A 16801-nucleotide genomic window follows, 5' to 3' on the forward strand; every position below is an offset into this window, starting at 1 on the left:
CCTTATCTAAGCCATTAAATAGAAAAAGAGCAGAACACTCACTGTTCCAAATACAATCCACGAAAGGTGCCTGCCCTTCGAGCCCCAAAAAGCCACAGCACAGTGGATAGCAAATGTGATCGCGATTATTTTTACGACTGTCGATTGACTAAACCCAGGTAGAGTGAGGCTGAAAACAATGGCAGCAAACCCTATCCAAGCGACAGAGGTTAGGTGCCAAGCGAAACGTAAAGTGCGTTTGGTAAAGTCATCGCTCCCAAAAAGCTTAGGCAAATTGTCTCGTTTGAATAGCCGCATCAGGATATAGCGTTCACCAAGGTAGGAATGAATGAACGAAATGGCAATCAGAAGTAAAGCAGACACGTATAAGGTAAGTTCCATTTCTTAACCCTTAACCAAAAAATAGTTTCTGACACAACGACTCATTATTCTGCCAAATCAACTTGCACGATGGAGAAGCTATTCTTGTTGCAGTCTACGATATGAGTCATCAATCCGCCCCAGAGCTGTTTTTCAGGCGGCCCCGTAAATTCAACGTCTCTTGCTGTTAAGGTCTCGTAGAAGCAATGGATGTTTTTGACTTCCAGGCTAAAACCTAAAAATCGCCCCGCTTCAAACTCACCGCTTTCTTCTTCCTCCAGCAACACCTGAACGTTCTCCAACTGGTAACCGATGAACCCTTCTTCTGGTGAACCGAACTCCTTGTTAAGTCCAAGCTTTTCCGTGTAGAACTTTTCTGACTCAATTAAACAACGACATGGGATTCTCATTGTGTTGATTTTCACTTTTCACGTACCTTGTGCTGGCTTGTCACCAATAAGCTAAACCATTTCCCTTCAAACGCCAAACAACTAACGCTATAGAATATAACGCTTTGTGTTGATTAATGGTTTGCGCACTTGTTCCTTCGCTTCTTTGCCAGAAAACCTCTTCTAGTGTGATGCCGATCCAGTTTGAAAATTAGATTGGATCGACAATCTGCGATATGTTTTGCAATGTTATAACATAACCATTATATTACTTGGCGTTCATCAGGTCGCCAAAGAAGAACTAATCTAAGGAAGACTTTCCATATGATGCTAAAAAAAGTAGCAGCACTTTGTGCGCTTTCATTTGCAAGCAGTGCAATGGCAGACGTAGTCGTGAAGGAAACAACCAAGTTTCAGGATGTGGCTGCGAAAGTAAATCAGTTAACGAAACAAGGTGAGAAACCGCTGATTGTTATTGATATTGATAACACTCTTCTGACCTCTACTTCTGATATCGGTGGCGACATTTGGTACCAATGGCAACGAGGTAAGCTGGATGTAAAACCTGCGGAAGGCGATAAAGTTGACTGTCTTTTCCAAGATTCTATTGGCCTACTCTACGAATTGGTACCAATGAAAATCATTGAAGACGACGTGCCAGCAACGGTAGGCGGTTGGCAGGACAAAGGGCTAACCGTCATGGCTCTGACATCCCGTTCACCAAACTATCGCTATGCAACTGAGCGTGAAATGATTCGCAACCAGTACGACATGACACGTACCGCACTCAAAGAGAAGGGTTCTGATCAGCTTCCTGTTTACATTGATAACCCTAAACGTCCTCTGAGCTACATCAACGGCATCATGATGACGACAGGTATGAACAAGGGCACCATGCTGGATTATATTCTGGATAAGACAGGCCAGAACTTCAGCAGCGTCGTATTTATTGATGACAGTAAGAAAAACATCGTGAACATGGAAGAAGCATATAAAGATGACGCTTCTGTCGACATGACGATTTTCCACTACACCAAAGTTGAAGAAGATCGTATCGCTGCAAATGGTGCCGTTCTAACGAAAGAGCAAGCCAACAAGATGGCCAGTGACTGGAAAGAGCTCAACCAAGTGCTGGATAAGATCGCACCTGCCCGTATTGGTGACACTTGCCTCGGCCAGTAATGACTTGTGGGTGAAAACTGAATTTAAAGATTGTTGCGTGTGTCTGTACTCTTAAAAGTTAGCTCAAGGGCAAATTGGGGGCCCCACTGCGGACTTGATAGATAACGGACTCATGCAACGCCCTCTTAGAGCGATACCAAGGTTGGTATCGCTTTTTTCGTCAAGCTAAGGCCAGTTTAGCTTGACGGAAAAATGGCTATAATTGTGTTTTCACATAGATTAAGGTGTTATCCAAATCGCTACTAGGCAGTCGTCTGCCATTGACCAAGCAAGCTTCAAAGTGATAACCGCACCGCGTTGCCACGGCCTGACTTTTAATATTTGACTCAGCCATTTTTATTTCCAGTCTCCTCGCACAACGAACCTGAAATGCGTATCGCTCAACCAGACTAACAGCTTCTGTAACGTACCCTTTTCCTGTCTCTGAGGTGCGTAGCCAATATCCGATCTCGAAATAAGGGACACTTTTATCTCTAACAATAAAGCCTATTGCACCGATAAAATGCCCATTTGCTTTTTCGATGATGTTGAACCAAAACTCATCGACAAACTGCTCAAAGTTCACTAACGCAGTTTTGGTGTTTTCTTCGATATCGGTCAATGTTAGTGAATCCGTGACCCAAGGGAGAAAAGGAGCAAACTCCTCTTTGCTATCTTCAATAACAGTAAACATGGATTCTGAATATTCTAAAGAAGGCGGGGTTAATTTAATCCTTTGTGTTTCCATAAAAGTCACCATTAAACATGTAGATAATAATTGGTTAACTTATTGAGTGGAGTTTTTGCCACTCTGAACGCAATACTCCGTATTTAACTGAGTCATAATACTCGCCATTGAAGTATCTTACTTTTCGCAGTCGAGCTTCTTGCTGAAAACCAAGCTTGAGTGCAAGTGACATCATGCGAGGGTTTCCGGACCACGTTGTCATCCCAACTCGCTCTATTTGCTTGTTTTTAAACAAATAAGTAACCCAAAGAGGAATTGCAGTCGCTGCTATTCCTTTTCCCCAAAAAGCAGAGTCGTAAACGACAATTCCAGCTTCGAGCCAGCGTGTTTCTTCACATTCCCAATAACAACTCACAGTGCCAACAGGGGCATCATTTACCGTCACTAATTGAAGATCTTCACCTTTTATCATTCGTTGAAAAGACCCCCTTTCAAACTGTTCAAGTGAAGGATGCGAATATGGGAAATAGGGTCCATTGAACTTTGTCCATTCATCGTTGGATACCACAAGAGCATGAATGGTTTCCAGCTCATCCGGCTTAGCGGGCCTAATATTGATCACGGCATCTGACACAAAATTTCCTTCTTAATTTTACGGGTCCACCTTCATGGCAGAGAGTTTGGTGGCTATATAGGCAGCACTTTATCGTTGTTTCTAATTCAGAGCAAAAGATTGCAGCTCAGTTTTATCGATGTTTCATCACCCGACATTAACAATGCTAAAAATCTCGTACTCCGAAAAGTCAGTGCAGGGCTAACAATCAAAAAGAGCGCCCATTGGCGCTCTCTCGAGAAGTTCAAAGCTTACTCTGTAAACGTGGCATTCAGTTTCACTTTATAGTGAGCATAAATGTTTGATGAGTAGTGCCTTGCAACCAGTTTTATCTTCAGCTTTTCTACATCAACCGGTTGTTCCAAAGCAACAGATTGTCGGCCTGGGAATTTCAGATAGCTTGGGTAAACGCGGTTACCATTTTCATCATGAACGAATGCAACAACAGATTGATTTCGAGCGTTGTCATTTGTTTCAACGACCAACTCTAAAGACTTCACTTTCTTATTATAAGTTGGGGTAATTTCAATCCAATCCGTCACTGCCTGACCAAAACGGACATACATTGATGTTCCTGCCGAGTGTGTTTCGTCAAAATCAATCACAGGGTCATGGTCAGGAAAGCTGTTTACGTCGTTCGGTTTGCTGTTACCAAAATACTCTTGAATTAAGCTAAAGTTGTCTCCGTCATAATCTGTATTAGCATCGAGTCCAACTGAGTTATAAGTTTTCTTCCACCATGTCGGTAGATGATCGTTGTCTATACGCGAGCTTTCGCCAAAGTTAAAACGAAAATTCCCTTCAAATCGCTGACTCGATTGAGAAAAATCTGCATTATACAAAGAGATAACAGCTCGATAATTATCCTGCCAGTAAGCGATAGGCGTAGCAAATGTGTGCTCACCAATACCGGCACGACAGTCTAGATAATGCAGTAACGTACTCGCACTATCGTAAATACTAATCTTACAATCCATTGAAGACGGCTGGTTGTTGTCATAGCCTAATGTTGCCAAGTGGCGTCTGTCTGCAGGTAGTGAAAGGTTAACAGGAATATTCAAGCGCTGACCTTTATATAGCGTCTGACTTACTTGAGTATTGAACGTTTCCAAGTGAGGATTAGTATTCGCAACAGCGACGAATGAGAAAAAGGGAAGAGCCAACAGAAGTTTTGTTTTCATTACATCAACCTATAGCCATTTGTTATTAATAATCCAAAATCAATTAACTAATGCTATTAATCACAAGTAAGGTATGTAAATACTCAATTGAAGAAACCAATTGATTTACAAATAGCTATAGGTTGTTACATCGTAAAATGTGACAGGTTTAATCTATAACGCGCTCTCCATTTGAATGAAAAGCTCTTAGGCAACTTCTGTCTCTTCTTGGCTCTGCTCATCTAATGGCTCAATCTCAGCATCTCTTAGCTTTTGAATGAGAACAGGCAGATCATTACGATAAAAACTTGCATTGTAGCCTTGAGCAGCAGATGGTAGAGACTGAACAAACTGACACAATGGCTCGCAAGGCGCAGTGACGTCATCACTATTATTAGGGACAAGCAACACCTTTTCATTAACCGTCAATAACACGCTTTCTAATGACTGTTCGTAATGTTCTACATTTTCAGGCGTTATCGGCTGAAAAACAAAAAAATAGTTCGGCAATCGAATCATCGTACTCTCATCCTGCTTCGATAAGGCACCAGAAAACACCCATTGCTGAGCTTCTGATTTGAATCGCTTTTTCATTTTTTCGACACGCACGGTCAGTGTTTTTTTCGCGTCTTGGGCTTCCTTTTTCCGTTTAGCTTCAAAATAGAAGTACAAGGCAAAGAGGGTTAATAGAACAAAAAGGAGCGCGATAAGAATAAAGAAAGGCATGATAATTTGCTTAGAATTGGTGCTGAGTAGCTGAAAAATAAAAGGAATTATACAAAATGATTCCTTTCTTAACCAAAGGTAATTAGCAATTTAGTGAAATCAGAAACATTCCGTGCAGATTGAGCTTTATGTTAAGCATCAACTTCCCTTTCAAAAGTTACCCTAGATAACTCAACATAATTAATCCTAAAGTCATACTTTTGTTGTCGGGAAACACGCTATAAATGAACGCATCTACACAATGCCTAGAAAGATGATGAAGCGTTATGCCTGAGAAAAGTCCTTTTCTTAGAGAAGTATGTGAGCACATGAGACTAAGTGGTTACAGTATTCGAACGGAAAAATCGTACCTGTACTGGATTCGGTCTTATATTTTCTATCACGGAAAACGCCACCCTATGCAAATGGGATCAGAGGAAGTCATTCAATTTCTGTCCTATTTAGCCAACTCTCGCAATGTGGCAATCAATACACAAAAAGTAGCGCTAAATGCTCTGGTTTACCTTTATCAAGCCTTCCTCAAAATTGAACTGGGAGAATTGGGCTTTCGCCACGCAACCAAGCAAAGGCAGTTACCCGTTGTAATAACACCAAATGAAGTCAAGCAGGTTCTTTCTCATCTAAACGGAAAGGAAAAGCTTATCGTCGAGCTGCTTTATGGAAGTGGATTACGAATTTCAGAATGTTTAAGGCTGAGAGTTCAAGATATCGATTTGAGTAATCTATCCATTACAGTTAGAGATGGAAAAGGAAAAAAGGACAGGCAGACATTACTTAGTAAACAGTGTGTCGATGTCCTGAAACTGTTGATTGAACAGGCCGAGCAAGTTCAAATTGCCGACAACAAACACGGGATCGGCCCCTCACTCCCCTACGCAATCCATAAAAAATATCCGAACGCATTTCGTAAACTCGCTTGGGTGTTTATTTTCCCCTCTCCTTCTATTTCGCATAGTCAATACAATAGTGATCATCCTTCTCGTCATCACCTTCATAGCAGTGTGATTAGAAAAGCGTTGAGTCGTGCCGTCGCAAAAACGACCATCAATAAAAAGGTAACTTGCCACACGTTTCGTCATAGCTTTGCAACACACCTATTGCAGGCAGGAAGAGACATTCGCAGTGTTCAAGAACTGCTGGGTCACAATGACGTAAAGACGACACAGATCTACACCCATGTTATCGGTCAACACTATGCAGGAACCACCAGCCCTCTAGATAACCTGAACTAAGTTATAAGATTTCAGACTCAAATCTAGCGGTACGAGCTTCTGAGAGTGAACAACCAGTGCGTTCCATCAACTCGGTGAGCGTGATTGTCGGGTCGGCAAGCAGTATGCGCTTAAGGCGCTCTTCAGTGGATTCACGTGGTTTAACACTTTGACTGATTTGTACATTCAACTTGCTTAACACAAAGTCGAATTCTGTAGATTGCTCAGATAGGTTATTAAACAGGTCGAGTAGCGCCTCGGGTTGACCAATCAGTTGCCAGTTTCTCGAACGGCGAACACGCTTGAGCTCACAATCGTGCTGTTTAGCGACAACACGCAGCTGCTTGTTCGCGTCACTACCAATTCTGTGAATAAGCGAAGGGAGAGATATAACAAGGTTTTCTGACGGCATTGCAGGGCTCAGTTAACGAATAACCGAGATACTCTACCTGACAATCCACTTCATGCCGAGGCTTTACTGGAGTCAGAGCTGACATTAAATAGCGAAAAGAACTCTTTACCTGAAAGAGGTTGGGAGAAAAGGTAGCCCTGATACTCATCGCAGTTTTCCTGACGCAGTACCTCTAGCTGCTGTTCGTCTTCAACGCCTTCAGCAATAACCTTAATATTCAGACTGTGACCCATCTGGACGATTGTTCTGAGTAACATACGATCCGCTTCATGAATCGCGCATTCATCGACAAAGCACTTATCAATTTTAAGTACATCAACGGGGAGCTGTTTCAAGTAACGCAAACAGGAATACTCCACCCCAAAATCATCAATCGCCACAGAGATCCCCAGTGCTCTCAACTGCCCACATATATCGGTCACTGCATCTGGGTCACTCATCAAAGCAGATTCGGTAATTTCGATCTGAAGTAGATGTGAAGGTAAACGAACTTCACGCAAAATTTCGCAAATCACTTTAAACAGGTCGGTGTGATCAAACTGCACGTTTGAGACATTGACGGACACGCACAAATCTACACCAGCATCATGCCACTCTTTGATCTGATTACACGCCTCTCGTAAAACCCAGTGCCCAAGGGGAACGATCTGAGCCGTTTTCTCAGCCACTGGAATAAATTCAGCAGGAGTGATTGAACCTAGCTGAGGATGTTTCCAACGGACCAGCGCCTCTGCCCCCACCACTTCTGAAGTCGTCGCCGACACTTTAGGTTGGTAATACAAGGAAAACTGGTTTTTAGCCAGCGCGTTTTTAATTTCAGTTTCAATTTGATGCTGCCTAATCGTTTCACCAAGCAACTCATCATCAAACCAACACACAGAACCAGCGCCTTCTGAGCGAGCTTTAAATAAAGCAAAATCGGCATTTTTAACCCACACATCGAGATTATCGACTGCGTCTCTGGCGAATGCTACACCGATACAAAACCCGAGCCTGTGGGAGGTACTGTTTACATTAAAAAGCGTCTTTTTGTGTCGAAGTAGGATTTCAATCGTCTCATCTAAAACTAACTCTACATCATGAGACTCAGCGATTAACACAAACTCATCGCCTCCTAGACGATAGAGTTTTCCATAACCTCCAATTAGCTCATTGATATGGTTGGCAAACGCCACAAGTAATATGTCACCATGACGATATCCCAAACGATCATTAACGTTTTTGAACCCATCCAGCCCTATGTGAAGTAAGCCAAAGTACTCAGCGTTGTCCTTGTTCACTTGTTTGATATCGCAATAGAAAGCATGGAGATTTGGCAATTTGGTCAGATAGTCCGTCACACTCTCTTGTTTATAAGCCATGGCCTGTTCACGCACTTTGACGTAAAAATACGCCATGATGGTCGCAAACACCGTGATGACGCTGACTTCTGTCGCCACCTTTATAAATACCTGTAAATCTGTCGCAGTCAGCTGGTAAAGATAACCATTAACTAAAGCTCCACCGACAGCAATTGGCCATAAGGTTCCTGGGAAAAGTACGATGTAGCACAGAGGGATGAGTATTAAGCTGTCTCTCACTGGGTCAATTTCAAATGGCTGAACCAACCCACCAATCATGAACATAGCCACAGCGGAGAATGCAAATAGATGGCGTAAAGTAAGGTCCTTGGCAATCAAAGCCAAGGTCATTAGTACGGGAAAAATGAAGAATATTCGAGACCAGATATGGTCCTGATTTACCAGTCCATAAGAAACAACCCCTACCGCGCAAAGAAAGGCAAGGTTCGCAATGATTTGTACCCACTCTGTACCATTGTTCTTCTGCACGCCGCTTCCTTAACTGCTTGACCACGTATATTGAGATTAGTCGTCTATTCATTAAAATTAGTAACAAATCCAATAATTGCCTACTTTTGGCATAAAAAAACCTCCCCGAAGGGAGGTTTCATATGAATCTAAATACAGCGTTACTGCAAACCTAATTCGTCTGTAAGTGCCTTCATTTGTTTGAGATCCATCTGATGCACTCTGATCATCTGATTGACCTGACTTAAGCGTGAATTCGCTTCATCTTGCTTATCACATGAGTCAGATTTTGCATCCCATGACGTACCTGATAGGTACAAATCACAATCTTTTTTCAGCTGTTTGACTTTAGGTTCGAGCTCTTCACGTTCTTTTTCTAATGCTTCCAGTTCTTGCTTAACTTTGAGCTCTTGTTGGAATAACTCTCGTGACCGCTCAAACATCGTTGCTTGCATATCAGCCTGTCGATTCAGTTGATTATTCTCTCGGTTCGCTTCAGCAATCTTCTGCTTCTGCTGATTCAGTTGTTCCTCAAGAGATAAATTGACTTTTTCCAGCTCAGAAACCTCTGAACGTAGGGCTGCCAATGCATCTTCGTGCTCTTGCTGCTGCTCCTCGATGGCTTGTTGCAACTTAGCTGCAATTTCATAATCCACTTTCGCCACTTTATCTTCGACTTCGACAACCAGCTGTTTTTTGTCTTCTACAAGTAACTGATATTTTTCTTCCAGCCCATTGTAGGCACTTTGCCATTTATCAGCCGTGACGACGGAACCAACTAACCCACCCAGCGCTAGTCCTAAGACACCAGCAATAATGATGTATAAATAGCTGCGTTTATCTCTTTCTTCGATAACCACCACATCATCATTGTTATCCATTTCAGACTCGTTGTTCACTTCTTTGCTCCTACAGATTTAGCGCATGAGTTCAGTCACCACCAACGTGGCGGTATAAAGGAAGAAGCCTGATAGTAGAGTAACGACGACGTATTTTTGCAGCTTTTCGTTGGTTCGATATCGGATCAGAACAAACGCTAATGCCACCAAAAAAACAATCGCAATCAATCTTGTCATACCATCTCCTTAGCCAGACTCTGCGCGAACCTCAATGATCTGTTAACTCGTTCATTTATACCATTTTTTAAGAGCATTGGGTCAGAGTTAGGTTTGTTTTATATTCATTTGATTTAATTATATACACTCCCAACTCTGCTTCCTCCACCTCCATGCCGAATAATCGTAACAAAACGCGACCTTTCCCAAACAACATTAAAATTTTGGGCCTATTACAGAATTATATTTGGGCTTGTACGGAATTTGGGGTATAAGGAGCTAACTCGAAAGTCTGAGGCAAAATAATGAAACCATATAAGTTAGAAAATAAGAAACGTCGTATCCAGAAGAAGCTATTTTTGGGTGAGTTCGCGATGCTTGGATTCGAAGTTAGCTGTGAAACAACGATCACTGACTTTGATAGCTACGACGCGTTTGTTGATGAGTTCATTGATTACATCGATGCGCTTGGCTTAAGCTTTGGTGGCGGCGGCCTAGAGTTGTTCGAAGGCTTTATTTGTCACTCAGAAAGATACCAAAGCGTAACAGAAGAGCAGCAAGCAAAAGTCGCAGAATGGTTGGATGCACGCGCTGATGTGAAATCAGTACAGGTGAGCGAACTGGTGGACGCGAACTACTTCTAAGCTTTGCAATAGCGCCCTACTCAGGGCGCTATTACTATGTCATATCTATTTCACTTCCAAACCTAGATTGTATTGCGCCAAGCATCGGGTGACATAACTCACTTTCAAAAATGCAGCTATCACAATGGTACTGATATGCGCGGCAATTTGAGCATTCAGGCTGAAGGCGCTAGCGTATGGATAGGAAATCAGCACGCTGACCACCAGTGCGAGAAAAGTGACGACCAGTCCAATATTTGAAACAGTCAAAAGTGTTTTGAATGTAGTGCGAGTTGGTTGAGCAAACATAGAGACCTCACTAGATTATTTTGTTTTTCTCTCTACATTGCATTCTTCTTGCCAACTTTAAAAACTTCATATAATCAATATAATAGAAATCAAACCAACAAAAACAGTGTCAATAAGACATCATAAAAATAAAGTCAAAAGGACACTATAGAGTTATTTAAACCGAACTCAACTTAACCCCCTCGACACACTCCACTCAACAGTTTTAAACCAGTTGAATTCCAATTATTTTAATGAGTTAAAATTACATATATATCATTTAGTATAATTACTCAAAACACTATTGATATGATGATTGTTTTATATGTAGTATGACTTCTTCAGAGCGACGAGATTCAACTTTTTCGCCTGCTCTGATGTTCATCGAGAACTTAAGTTAGCTCGTAGTCAACTTGTTGTAAGTCTCATTCCACCATGAATTACTACTTCATTAGTGAGGAGAGACCTCCATGCGATATTTAGCATTACTCGCTGCCCTACTTTCATTAGGTACAAATGCATCACCCAATTTTCCTGATTTATCCGATTATCAAAAAATCGATAAGGTATCAGGAACAACATCACTTTCGCGTAATGTCGGCGTCATCGAAAACCAAATTATTTTTAAAGATTTTGGCGTTTGGAAGTTTGGTCCAAAGCTTCCGGTTACCGGCAGTGGATATACCGATAAGTACGTCTACAACACAGACCGCTTTATCGCTATCGGTTCCAACTCTGAGCACAAAGTTTGGCTGTACGAGCGTGAGAGCGCATTCAAACCAAACTGGACGTTATCTAGCACAATCGAATTGCCGGACGACGTTGATCCGCAACTTTCTCAATTTGGTGAGTCTGTTTACCTTGATGACCAGCTACTCACAATTTCCGATCCCAAGCAAAGAAGCGTTTACGTATACCTCAGAAACTCTGGGGAATGGCAACTGGTCGATAAGCTAGACGTCAATAGCTTTCCCGACCCTACTTATCGGTCTTTAGGGTTTACTGTTCGCCGTTATGCCAACGAGTTGTACATCAGCGAATCTTCAGCAGAGCGTATCTTTATTTTCCGCAGTCGAGATCTTAATACTTGGCACTTAGGTGATGTCATTGAGTCGCCGGATAAGACCCCAACTCAATCCAGTCAGTTTGGTTTCGCCTTTGACGTGAATAAGCACTTTCTAGTCGTAAGTAGTTACACAACGTCGTACGTGCATGTCTTCATGAGACGTCATCCTTACGAACCTTGGAGCCTTCAGCAGACGATCAAGCAAGCGGATATCGACACCGAAACAGGGTATTTCGGTCATGACGTAGAACTAGATCGTACCACCTTCATGATTGGTGATGACGCACTAGGGAAAGTTTATCGTTTCGATATCCAAAAAGGTAAAGAGTTGTCCTGGCAGCTCGCTGAAATTTTTCAGACTGGAGACGGGAGCAGTAGGTATGGTTCCAGTTTTGGGTTTGAATCGGGCACTTTATTGATTGGCGATATTAGCAATTCACACCTATTTACGCGCCCGACTTCAAAAGTAAACATTGAAGGATACGTGTACTCTCAGGATGGTATCCCTGTACAAAACGCAGATGTAAGAGGCTACTTCTCCAGCGCTAAAACAGACGCAAATGGCGCATACAGCATACCTGTTCCAAGAGGTTGGAGTGGCAGCCTTTACGCGGAAAAATTTGCTGGGGCGATTTACACTAGTCAAACCATTGATCTCAATCGAACATATCGAGATGTCACTCTCGAAGACTTAACGATTTCAGAACCGATTATGTTTTCGACCACCATTACCATCTCAGGAAGCTGCCGCGATACTGAAATGTATATAGAGGAGATTCCTAGAGGAGATCAAGACAATGTCTTTAGTCGATTTATTCAATTTGATCTTCGCTATGGTACGAGCGGCACTTTAACGCCTATCTCTGAAATGTGTGACGTTACCCCTTCGCAAATTGAGTATGACTTCGTGGATGAAAATTCCATCTTTAGCATCCGCACTCAAAACAAAGAATAAGTTTTAACTAAGAGCCTTTGAAGCTTTCAAAGGCTCTAATTATCCTCATTTCCCCCCATTTTGTTATTCATGCAAAAACTGATTGAATTACACAAAAATAATGATAGAGTTCACACGTTGGTGGCAACCAGTGCTATCAACCAACTTTTGCTCACTTTGCGAGCAATCGTTCCAATGAAGACTGCAGGAGAGTGGTTATTTACCAAACTTTAACATTTGGGCAAAATAACCTACCGAAGAAGTAAATCTTTCAGGTGCTGTGAAAACGGCGAGGACTGTAGTTGGAGGAACCTCTGGAGAGAACCGTTAAATCGGTCGCCGAAGGAGCAAGCTTCATACTATCAATGTGTGTAGTGAAACTCTCAGGCAAAAGGACAGAGGAGTGAAAAGAACAACCTAGCTATGATCGCTTTTCTGCCTGTAGCGTTTGTTGAGACTTGCCGTCTCTACCCTTTCACTCTTCTCCTTAGTAATGCTTTATCAATTAAGGGGAAATCATGGATAACCTTCAATCTTTACTTAAAACTATCGACAGCTTTGTCTGGGGTCCACCACTGCTTATCCTATTAGTGGGAACCGGTGTCTACTTTACTTTTCGCTTAGGCTTACTTCAGTTTCGACACTTACCGACTGCACTGAAAATGGTTTTCAGCAAAGATGATTCTAAAAAACCAGGTGATGTTTCAAGCTTCGCCGCTCTTTGTACCGCACTTTCTGCCACCATTGGTACAGGTAACATTGTTGGTGTCGCAACCGCAATAAAACTTGGTGGTCCGGGTGCACTATTCTGGATGTGGCTTGCTGCTCTGTTCGGAATGGCGACTAAATACGCGGAATGCTTATTAGCTGTTAAATACCGCAAGGTAGATGACAAAGGCCAGATGGTTGGTGGACCAATGTACTACCTCCAATATGGGGTGGGTTCTCGTACGCTCGCTTCGCTATTCGCCTTCTTCGCTTTGGGTGTTGCCTGCTTCGGTATTGGTACTTTCCCTCAGGTAAACGCGATTCTAGACGCCAGCCAGATCTCTTTTGGCGTGCCGCGCGAAGCATCCGCAGTTGTACTGACGCTACTAGTCGCGTTTGTCACGCTGGGTGGTATTCAGTCAATTGCTAAAGTTGCTGGCAAAGTCGTTCCAACGATGGCGCTGTTCTACGTATTGGCTTGTTTGAGCGTGATTGTCATCAATAGCGATCAACTGTTCAATGCTATCGAGCTGGTTCTGGTGTCTGCTTTCACACAAACAGCGGCAACAGGTGGCTTCCTTGGTGCGAGCATCATGCTAGCCATCCAGTCGGGTATTGCTCGTGGTGTTTTCTCTAACGAATCTGGTCTTGGTAGTGCTCCCATGGCAGCAGCGGCTGCGAAAACCGATTCGTGTGTGAGACAAGGTCTGATTTCGATGACAGGTACCTTTTTCGATACCATCATCATTTGTACGATGACAGGCCTTGCACTGATCCTGACTGGTGCGTGGCAAAGTGACTTTGCCGGTGCAGCGATGACGACTCACGCTTTTGCTGTTGGCCTGAATGCTGAAACGCTTGGCCCTATTCTGGTCTCTGTTGGTTTGATCTTCTTCGCCTTCACAACCATTCTGGGTTGGAACTACTATGGTGAGCGCTGTGTCGTATTTTTGTTCGGCACCAAAGCCGTTCTGCCATACAAGGTTATCTTCCTTGCTTTGGTGGCATCAGGCGCTTTCCTACACCTCGATATGATTTGGATTATCGCTGATATCGTTAACGGCTTGATGGCGGTGCCTAACCTGATCGGTTTGATCTTGCTCCGCCATGTCGTGATTGAGGAAACGAAAGCGTATTTCTCAGCCGCTGTCGATAACTTAAAGCAGCCTCAGATGCAGAGCTAACCAATAAAAAAAACAGCGGCTTAAAAGCCGCTGTTTTTTATTCTTCCACCATAAGTTTCACACCCAAGCCAACAAGAACCACTCCCGTTGTTGCTTCCATCCGGCGCATAAACTTAGGGCTTTTCAGCAAGTTCTTCGCTGAGTTCAAAGTACCTGCTAAGCCACACTGCCAAATCATGGCAATCACAAAGTGGATAGCCGCCATCAAACTGGATTGCAAAAATGCCGAACCCTCGGGATTGATAAACTGCGGCAAGAACGCGAGATAGAAAACTGCTGTTTTCGGGTTGAGAATATTTGACAGAAAGCCTTCTCGAAGAGAGCGTTTCATATCCAGATTATGCGTATGAGACTCCATATTCGACAGAGCCACATCTCCTTTCCAGACCTCTCTTAAAGTTGTCGCCCCCAGCCATATAAGATAAGCGGCACCAACCATCTTTACTGCATTAAACAGTTCTGCCGACTGAGCCAAAATAGCGGATATACCAATTGCAGAAAACGTCGCGTGGACAAACAGACCTAAACAAATACCTAGACTGGTGGCAACGCCATCTTTCACTCCACCTCGGGAAGAATTGCGTAGCACCAGCGCAGTGTCCAGACCCGGTGTTAGCGTTAAAATGGTAATGGCGATCAGAAACGCTTCCATATTGTTAATCACATCTACTCCTTTCTATGCCTCTTCTCGAATTCATCGAGGCCATTTGATAATCCTCTTCTATCATCAAAACGTCTGTGAATAAACAACGAAACGGAATTCTTTTCCGACACGCCAATAACATTTAAATCACTAAATACTCGAAATAGTGTGATTTAACAGGGACTCAATCCAATGGATGTAACCGGATAGTACTTGGTCTGACTACGCGAGGTTGATACACTTTCCTTCCCCTAAATAGTCACGGAAGGCGACCCATGAGCGCATTCGAAAAACTCAAAGCACATTCTAAAAAAATCTCTCATTTCAGCCACCTTGCTTCTATTTGTGGTTGGGACCAAGCAGCGGTTATGCCTAGCGGCGGTAACCAAGCTCGCTCTGAAGCCATGGCGGAACTCTCGGTTCATATTCACGGCCTTCATACTCAACCTCAACTGGCAGACTGGTTTGCAGAAGCCGAAGGTGAATCGCTCAATACAGATGACAAGGCGACACTTCGCGAGTTGAAACGCCAGTGGCAGCAAGCCAATCTTCTCCCAGAAGAATTGGTGCAAGCTAAATCCCTTGCAGGTTCTAAGTGTGAACATGCATGGCGTACACAACGTGGTGACAATGACTGGGTTGGGTTCGAGAAGAACTGGGCTGAGGTAGTGAAACTTTCTCAGGAAGAAGCACAAATCCGAGCAGACGCAAACGGACTCACTCCATACGATGCTATGTTGGATATTTACGAGCCCGGTACCAGCTCTGCTTCTCTAGACACCTTATTTAGCAATGTGAAAAGTTGGTTGCCAGAACTTATCGATGAAGTGATTGAAAAACAATCTTCTGAGCAGTTTATTCAACCTGAAGGTAAATTCGCAACAGACAAGCAGAAAGCACTTGGTCTCGAAGTGATGAAGCTACTGCAGTTCGACTTTGAACATGGCCGTCTGGATGAGAGTGTGCACCCATTCTGTGGCGGTGTACCATCGGATGTGCGTATTACGACTCGCTACGACGAAAACGAGTTCGTTCAATCGCTGATGGGCATTGTACACGAAACGGGTCATGCTCGTTATGAACAAGGACTACCAAAATCTCTAGCTGGATTACCTTCTGGTGAAGCTCGCTCTATGGGTATTCACGAGTCTCAATCGCTATTTTTTGAAATGCAGGTCGGGCGCAGCGACGCCTTTATCGCTCATTTGGCAGGTTTTGCGGCCAAGCATTTCGATGGCCATAACCCAGCTCTATTCTCGCAGGAAAACTTCCACAAACTATACACCCGCGTGAAAAAAGACTTCATTCGTGTTGATGCCGACGAGCTTACCTACCCTGCTCACGTTATTTTACGCTACGAGATTGAGCGCGACCTGATCAACGGTAAGATCAAACACACTGACGTCCCTGAATTGTGGAATGAAAAAATGCAGGCTTACCTTGGATTGTCGACCAAAGACAACTTCAAGAACGGTTGTATGCAAGACATCCACTGGACCGACGGTGCATTCGGCTACTTCCCATCTTACACATTAGGTGCCATGTATGCCGCGCAGTTTATGGCAGCGATGAAGCAAACTGTCGATGTTGATGCAGCCATTCAAGCTGGCGATTTAACGCCAATCTTTAGCTGGCTATCGGACAATATCTGGAGCAAAGGAAGCTTACTCACAACAGATGAGTTGGTGAAGCAAGCAACAGGTGACACACTCAACGCGCAATTCTTTAAAGATCATCTAAAGAATCGTTACTTAGGCTAAACTCGAAGGCTG

Annotated in this window: 18 protein-coding genes and 1 riboswitch; of the genes, 6 read left to right on the forward strand and 12 right to left on the reverse strand. The window is 43.3% G+C overall.

Annotated features, from left to right (window positions below; genetic code table 11):
• Positions 1-6: 6 nt before the first annotated feature.
• The gene (locus IX95_RS18455) at positions 7-381 is read right to left on the reverse strand and encodes a hypothetical protein (protein ID WP_038162886.1); all 375 of its coding nucleotides are present in this window, start codon (positions 379-381) and stop codon (positions 7-9) included.
• Positions 382-425: 44 nt separating this feature from the next.
• Positions 426-785, reverse strand: coding sequence for a VOC family protein (locus tag IX95_RS18460; protein WP_038162888.1), 360 nt, complete (start codon positions 783-785; stop codon positions 426-428).
• A gap of 288 nt (positions 786-1073) precedes the next feature.
• Here IX95_RS18460 and IX95_RS18465 point away from each other — a divergent pair, with 288 nt between their 5' ends.
• Complete coding sequence (locus IX95_RS18465; protein WP_038162891.1) at positions 1074-1931, forward strand: DUF2608 domain-containing protein; 858 nt, start codon at positions 1074-1076, stop codon at positions 1929-1931.
• Between the two features lie 196 nt (positions 1932-2127).
• Here IX95_RS18465 and IX95_RS18470 read toward each other — a convergent pair whose 3' ends face one another.
• The 4 genes from IX95_RS18470 to IX95_RS18485 all read right to left on the reverse strand — a co-directional run bounded on the left by IX95_RS18470 (position 2128) and on the right by IX95_RS18485 (position 5097).
• On the reverse strand, positions 2128-2658 hold the full coding sequence (locus IX95_RS18470; protein WP_038162894.1) for a GNAT family N-acetyltransferase: 531 nt from the start codon (positions 2656-2658) through the stop codon (positions 2128-2130).
• 34 nt (positions 2659-2692) lie between these two features.
• Entirely contained in the window at positions 2693-3232 is a 540-nt protein-coding gene (locus IX95_RS18475; protein WP_019274908.1) for a GNAT family N-acetyltransferase, read from the reverse strand.
• 230 nt (positions 3233-3462) lie between these two features.
• On the reverse strand, positions 3463-4392 hold the full coding sequence (locus tag IX95_RS18480) for a hypothetical protein (RefSeq protein ID WP_038162897.1): 930 nt from the start codon (positions 4390-4392) through the stop codon (positions 3463-3465).
• Positions 4393-4578: 186 nt separating this feature from the next.
• The gene (locus IX95_RS18485) at positions 4579-5097 is read right to left on the reverse strand and encodes a hypothetical protein (RefSeq protein WP_038162900.1); all 519 of its coding nucleotides are present in this window, start codon (positions 5095-5097) and stop codon (positions 4579-4581) included.
• Between the two features lie 266 nt (positions 5098-5363).
• Between IX95_RS18485 and IX95_RS18490 the strand changes: the two genes are divergently transcribed.
• Positions 5364-6329: an integron integrase gene (locus IX95_RS18490; protein WP_038162906.1), complete on the forward strand. Its 966-nt coding sequence runs from the start codon at positions 5364-5366 to the stop codon at positions 6327-6329.
• A gap of 1 nt (position 6330) precedes the next feature.
• Here the strand turns inward: IX95_RS18490 and IX95_RS18495 are convergent, their stop codons facing one another.
• From IX95_RS18495 to IX95_RS26695, 4 genes are all read right to left on the reverse strand, one after another.
• Complete coding sequence (locus tag IX95_RS18495) at positions 6331-6720, reverse strand: ribosome recycling factor family protein (RefSeq protein WP_038162908.1); 390 nt, start codon at positions 6718-6720, stop codon at positions 6331-6333.
• 50 nt (positions 6721-6770) lie between these two features.
• A complete protein-coding gene (locus IX95_RS18500) occupies positions 6771-8549 on the reverse strand; it encodes a putative bifunctional diguanylate cyclase/phosphodiesterase (protein WP_019274575.1) in 1779 nt (592 codons plus the stop codon).
• Between the two features lie 140 nt (positions 8550-8689).
• A complete protein-coding gene (locus tag IX95_RS18505; protein WP_216617305.1) occupies positions 8690-9409 on the reverse strand; it encodes a chromosome partitioning protein ParA in 720 nt (239 codons plus the stop codon).
• Between the two features lie 36 nt (positions 9410-9445).
• A complete protein-coding gene (locus IX95_RS26695) occupies positions 9446-9604 on the reverse strand; it encodes a hypothetical protein (RefSeq protein ID WP_019274576.1) in 159 nt (52 codons plus the stop codon).
• Positions 9605-9888: 284 nt separating this feature from the next.
• Between IX95_RS26695 and IX95_RS18515 the strand changes: the two genes are divergently transcribed.
• The gene (locus IX95_RS18515) at positions 9889-10227 is read left to right on the forward strand and encodes a YggL family protein (RefSeq protein ID WP_019274577.1); all 339 of its coding nucleotides are present in this window, start codon (positions 9889-9891) and stop codon (positions 10225-10227) included.
• 45 nt (positions 10228-10272) lie between these two features.
• Here IX95_RS18515 and IX95_RS18520 read toward each other — a convergent pair whose 3' ends face one another.
• On the reverse strand, positions 10273-10515 hold the full coding sequence (locus tag IX95_RS18520; protein WP_021458463.1) for a hypothetical protein: 243 nt from the start codon (positions 10513-10515) through the stop codon (positions 10273-10275).
• Between the two features lie 449 nt (positions 10516-10964).
• Between IX95_RS18520 and IX95_RS18525 the strand changes: the two genes are divergently transcribed.
• A complete protein-coding gene (locus tag IX95_RS18525; RefSeq protein WP_038162915.1) occupies positions 10965-12515 on the forward strand; it encodes a carboxypeptidase-like regulatory domain-containing protein in 1551 nt (516 codons plus the stop codon).
• A 283-nt stretch (positions 12516-12798) separates the two neighbouring features.
• A riboswitch (glycine riboswitch) is annotated at positions 12799-12903 on the forward strand.
• A 109-nt stretch (positions 12904-13012) separates the two neighbouring features.
• Positions 13013-14386 (forward strand): alanine/glycine:cation symporter family protein, encoded by a 1374-nt coding sequence (locus tag IX95_RS18530; RefSeq protein WP_038162919.1) that lies wholly within the window; start codon positions 13013-13015, stop codon positions 14384-14386.
• A 37-nt stretch (positions 14387-14423) separates the two neighbouring features.
• Here IX95_RS18530 and IX95_RS18535 read toward each other — a convergent pair whose 3' ends face one another.
• Positions 14424-15038, reverse strand: a complete 615-nt coding sequence (locus IX95_RS18535; RefSeq protein WP_171354491.1) for a LysE family translocator — start codon at positions 15036-15038, stop codon at positions 14424-14426.
• A gap of 266 nt (positions 15039-15304) precedes the next feature.
• Here IX95_RS18535 and IX95_RS18540 point away from each other — a divergent pair, with 266 nt between their 5' ends.
• A complete protein-coding gene (locus tag IX95_RS18540; RefSeq protein ID WP_038162925.1) occupies positions 15305-16789 on the forward strand; it encodes a carboxypeptidase M32 in 1485 nt (494 codons plus the stop codon).
• The last annotated feature ends 12 nt before the right edge of the window (positions 16790-16801 follow it).

The organism is Vibrio sp. B183 (assembly GCF_000740665.1).
Lineage (GTDB): Bacteria > Pseudomonadota > Gammaproteobacteria > Enterobacterales > Vibrionaceae > Vibrio > Vibrio coralliilyticus.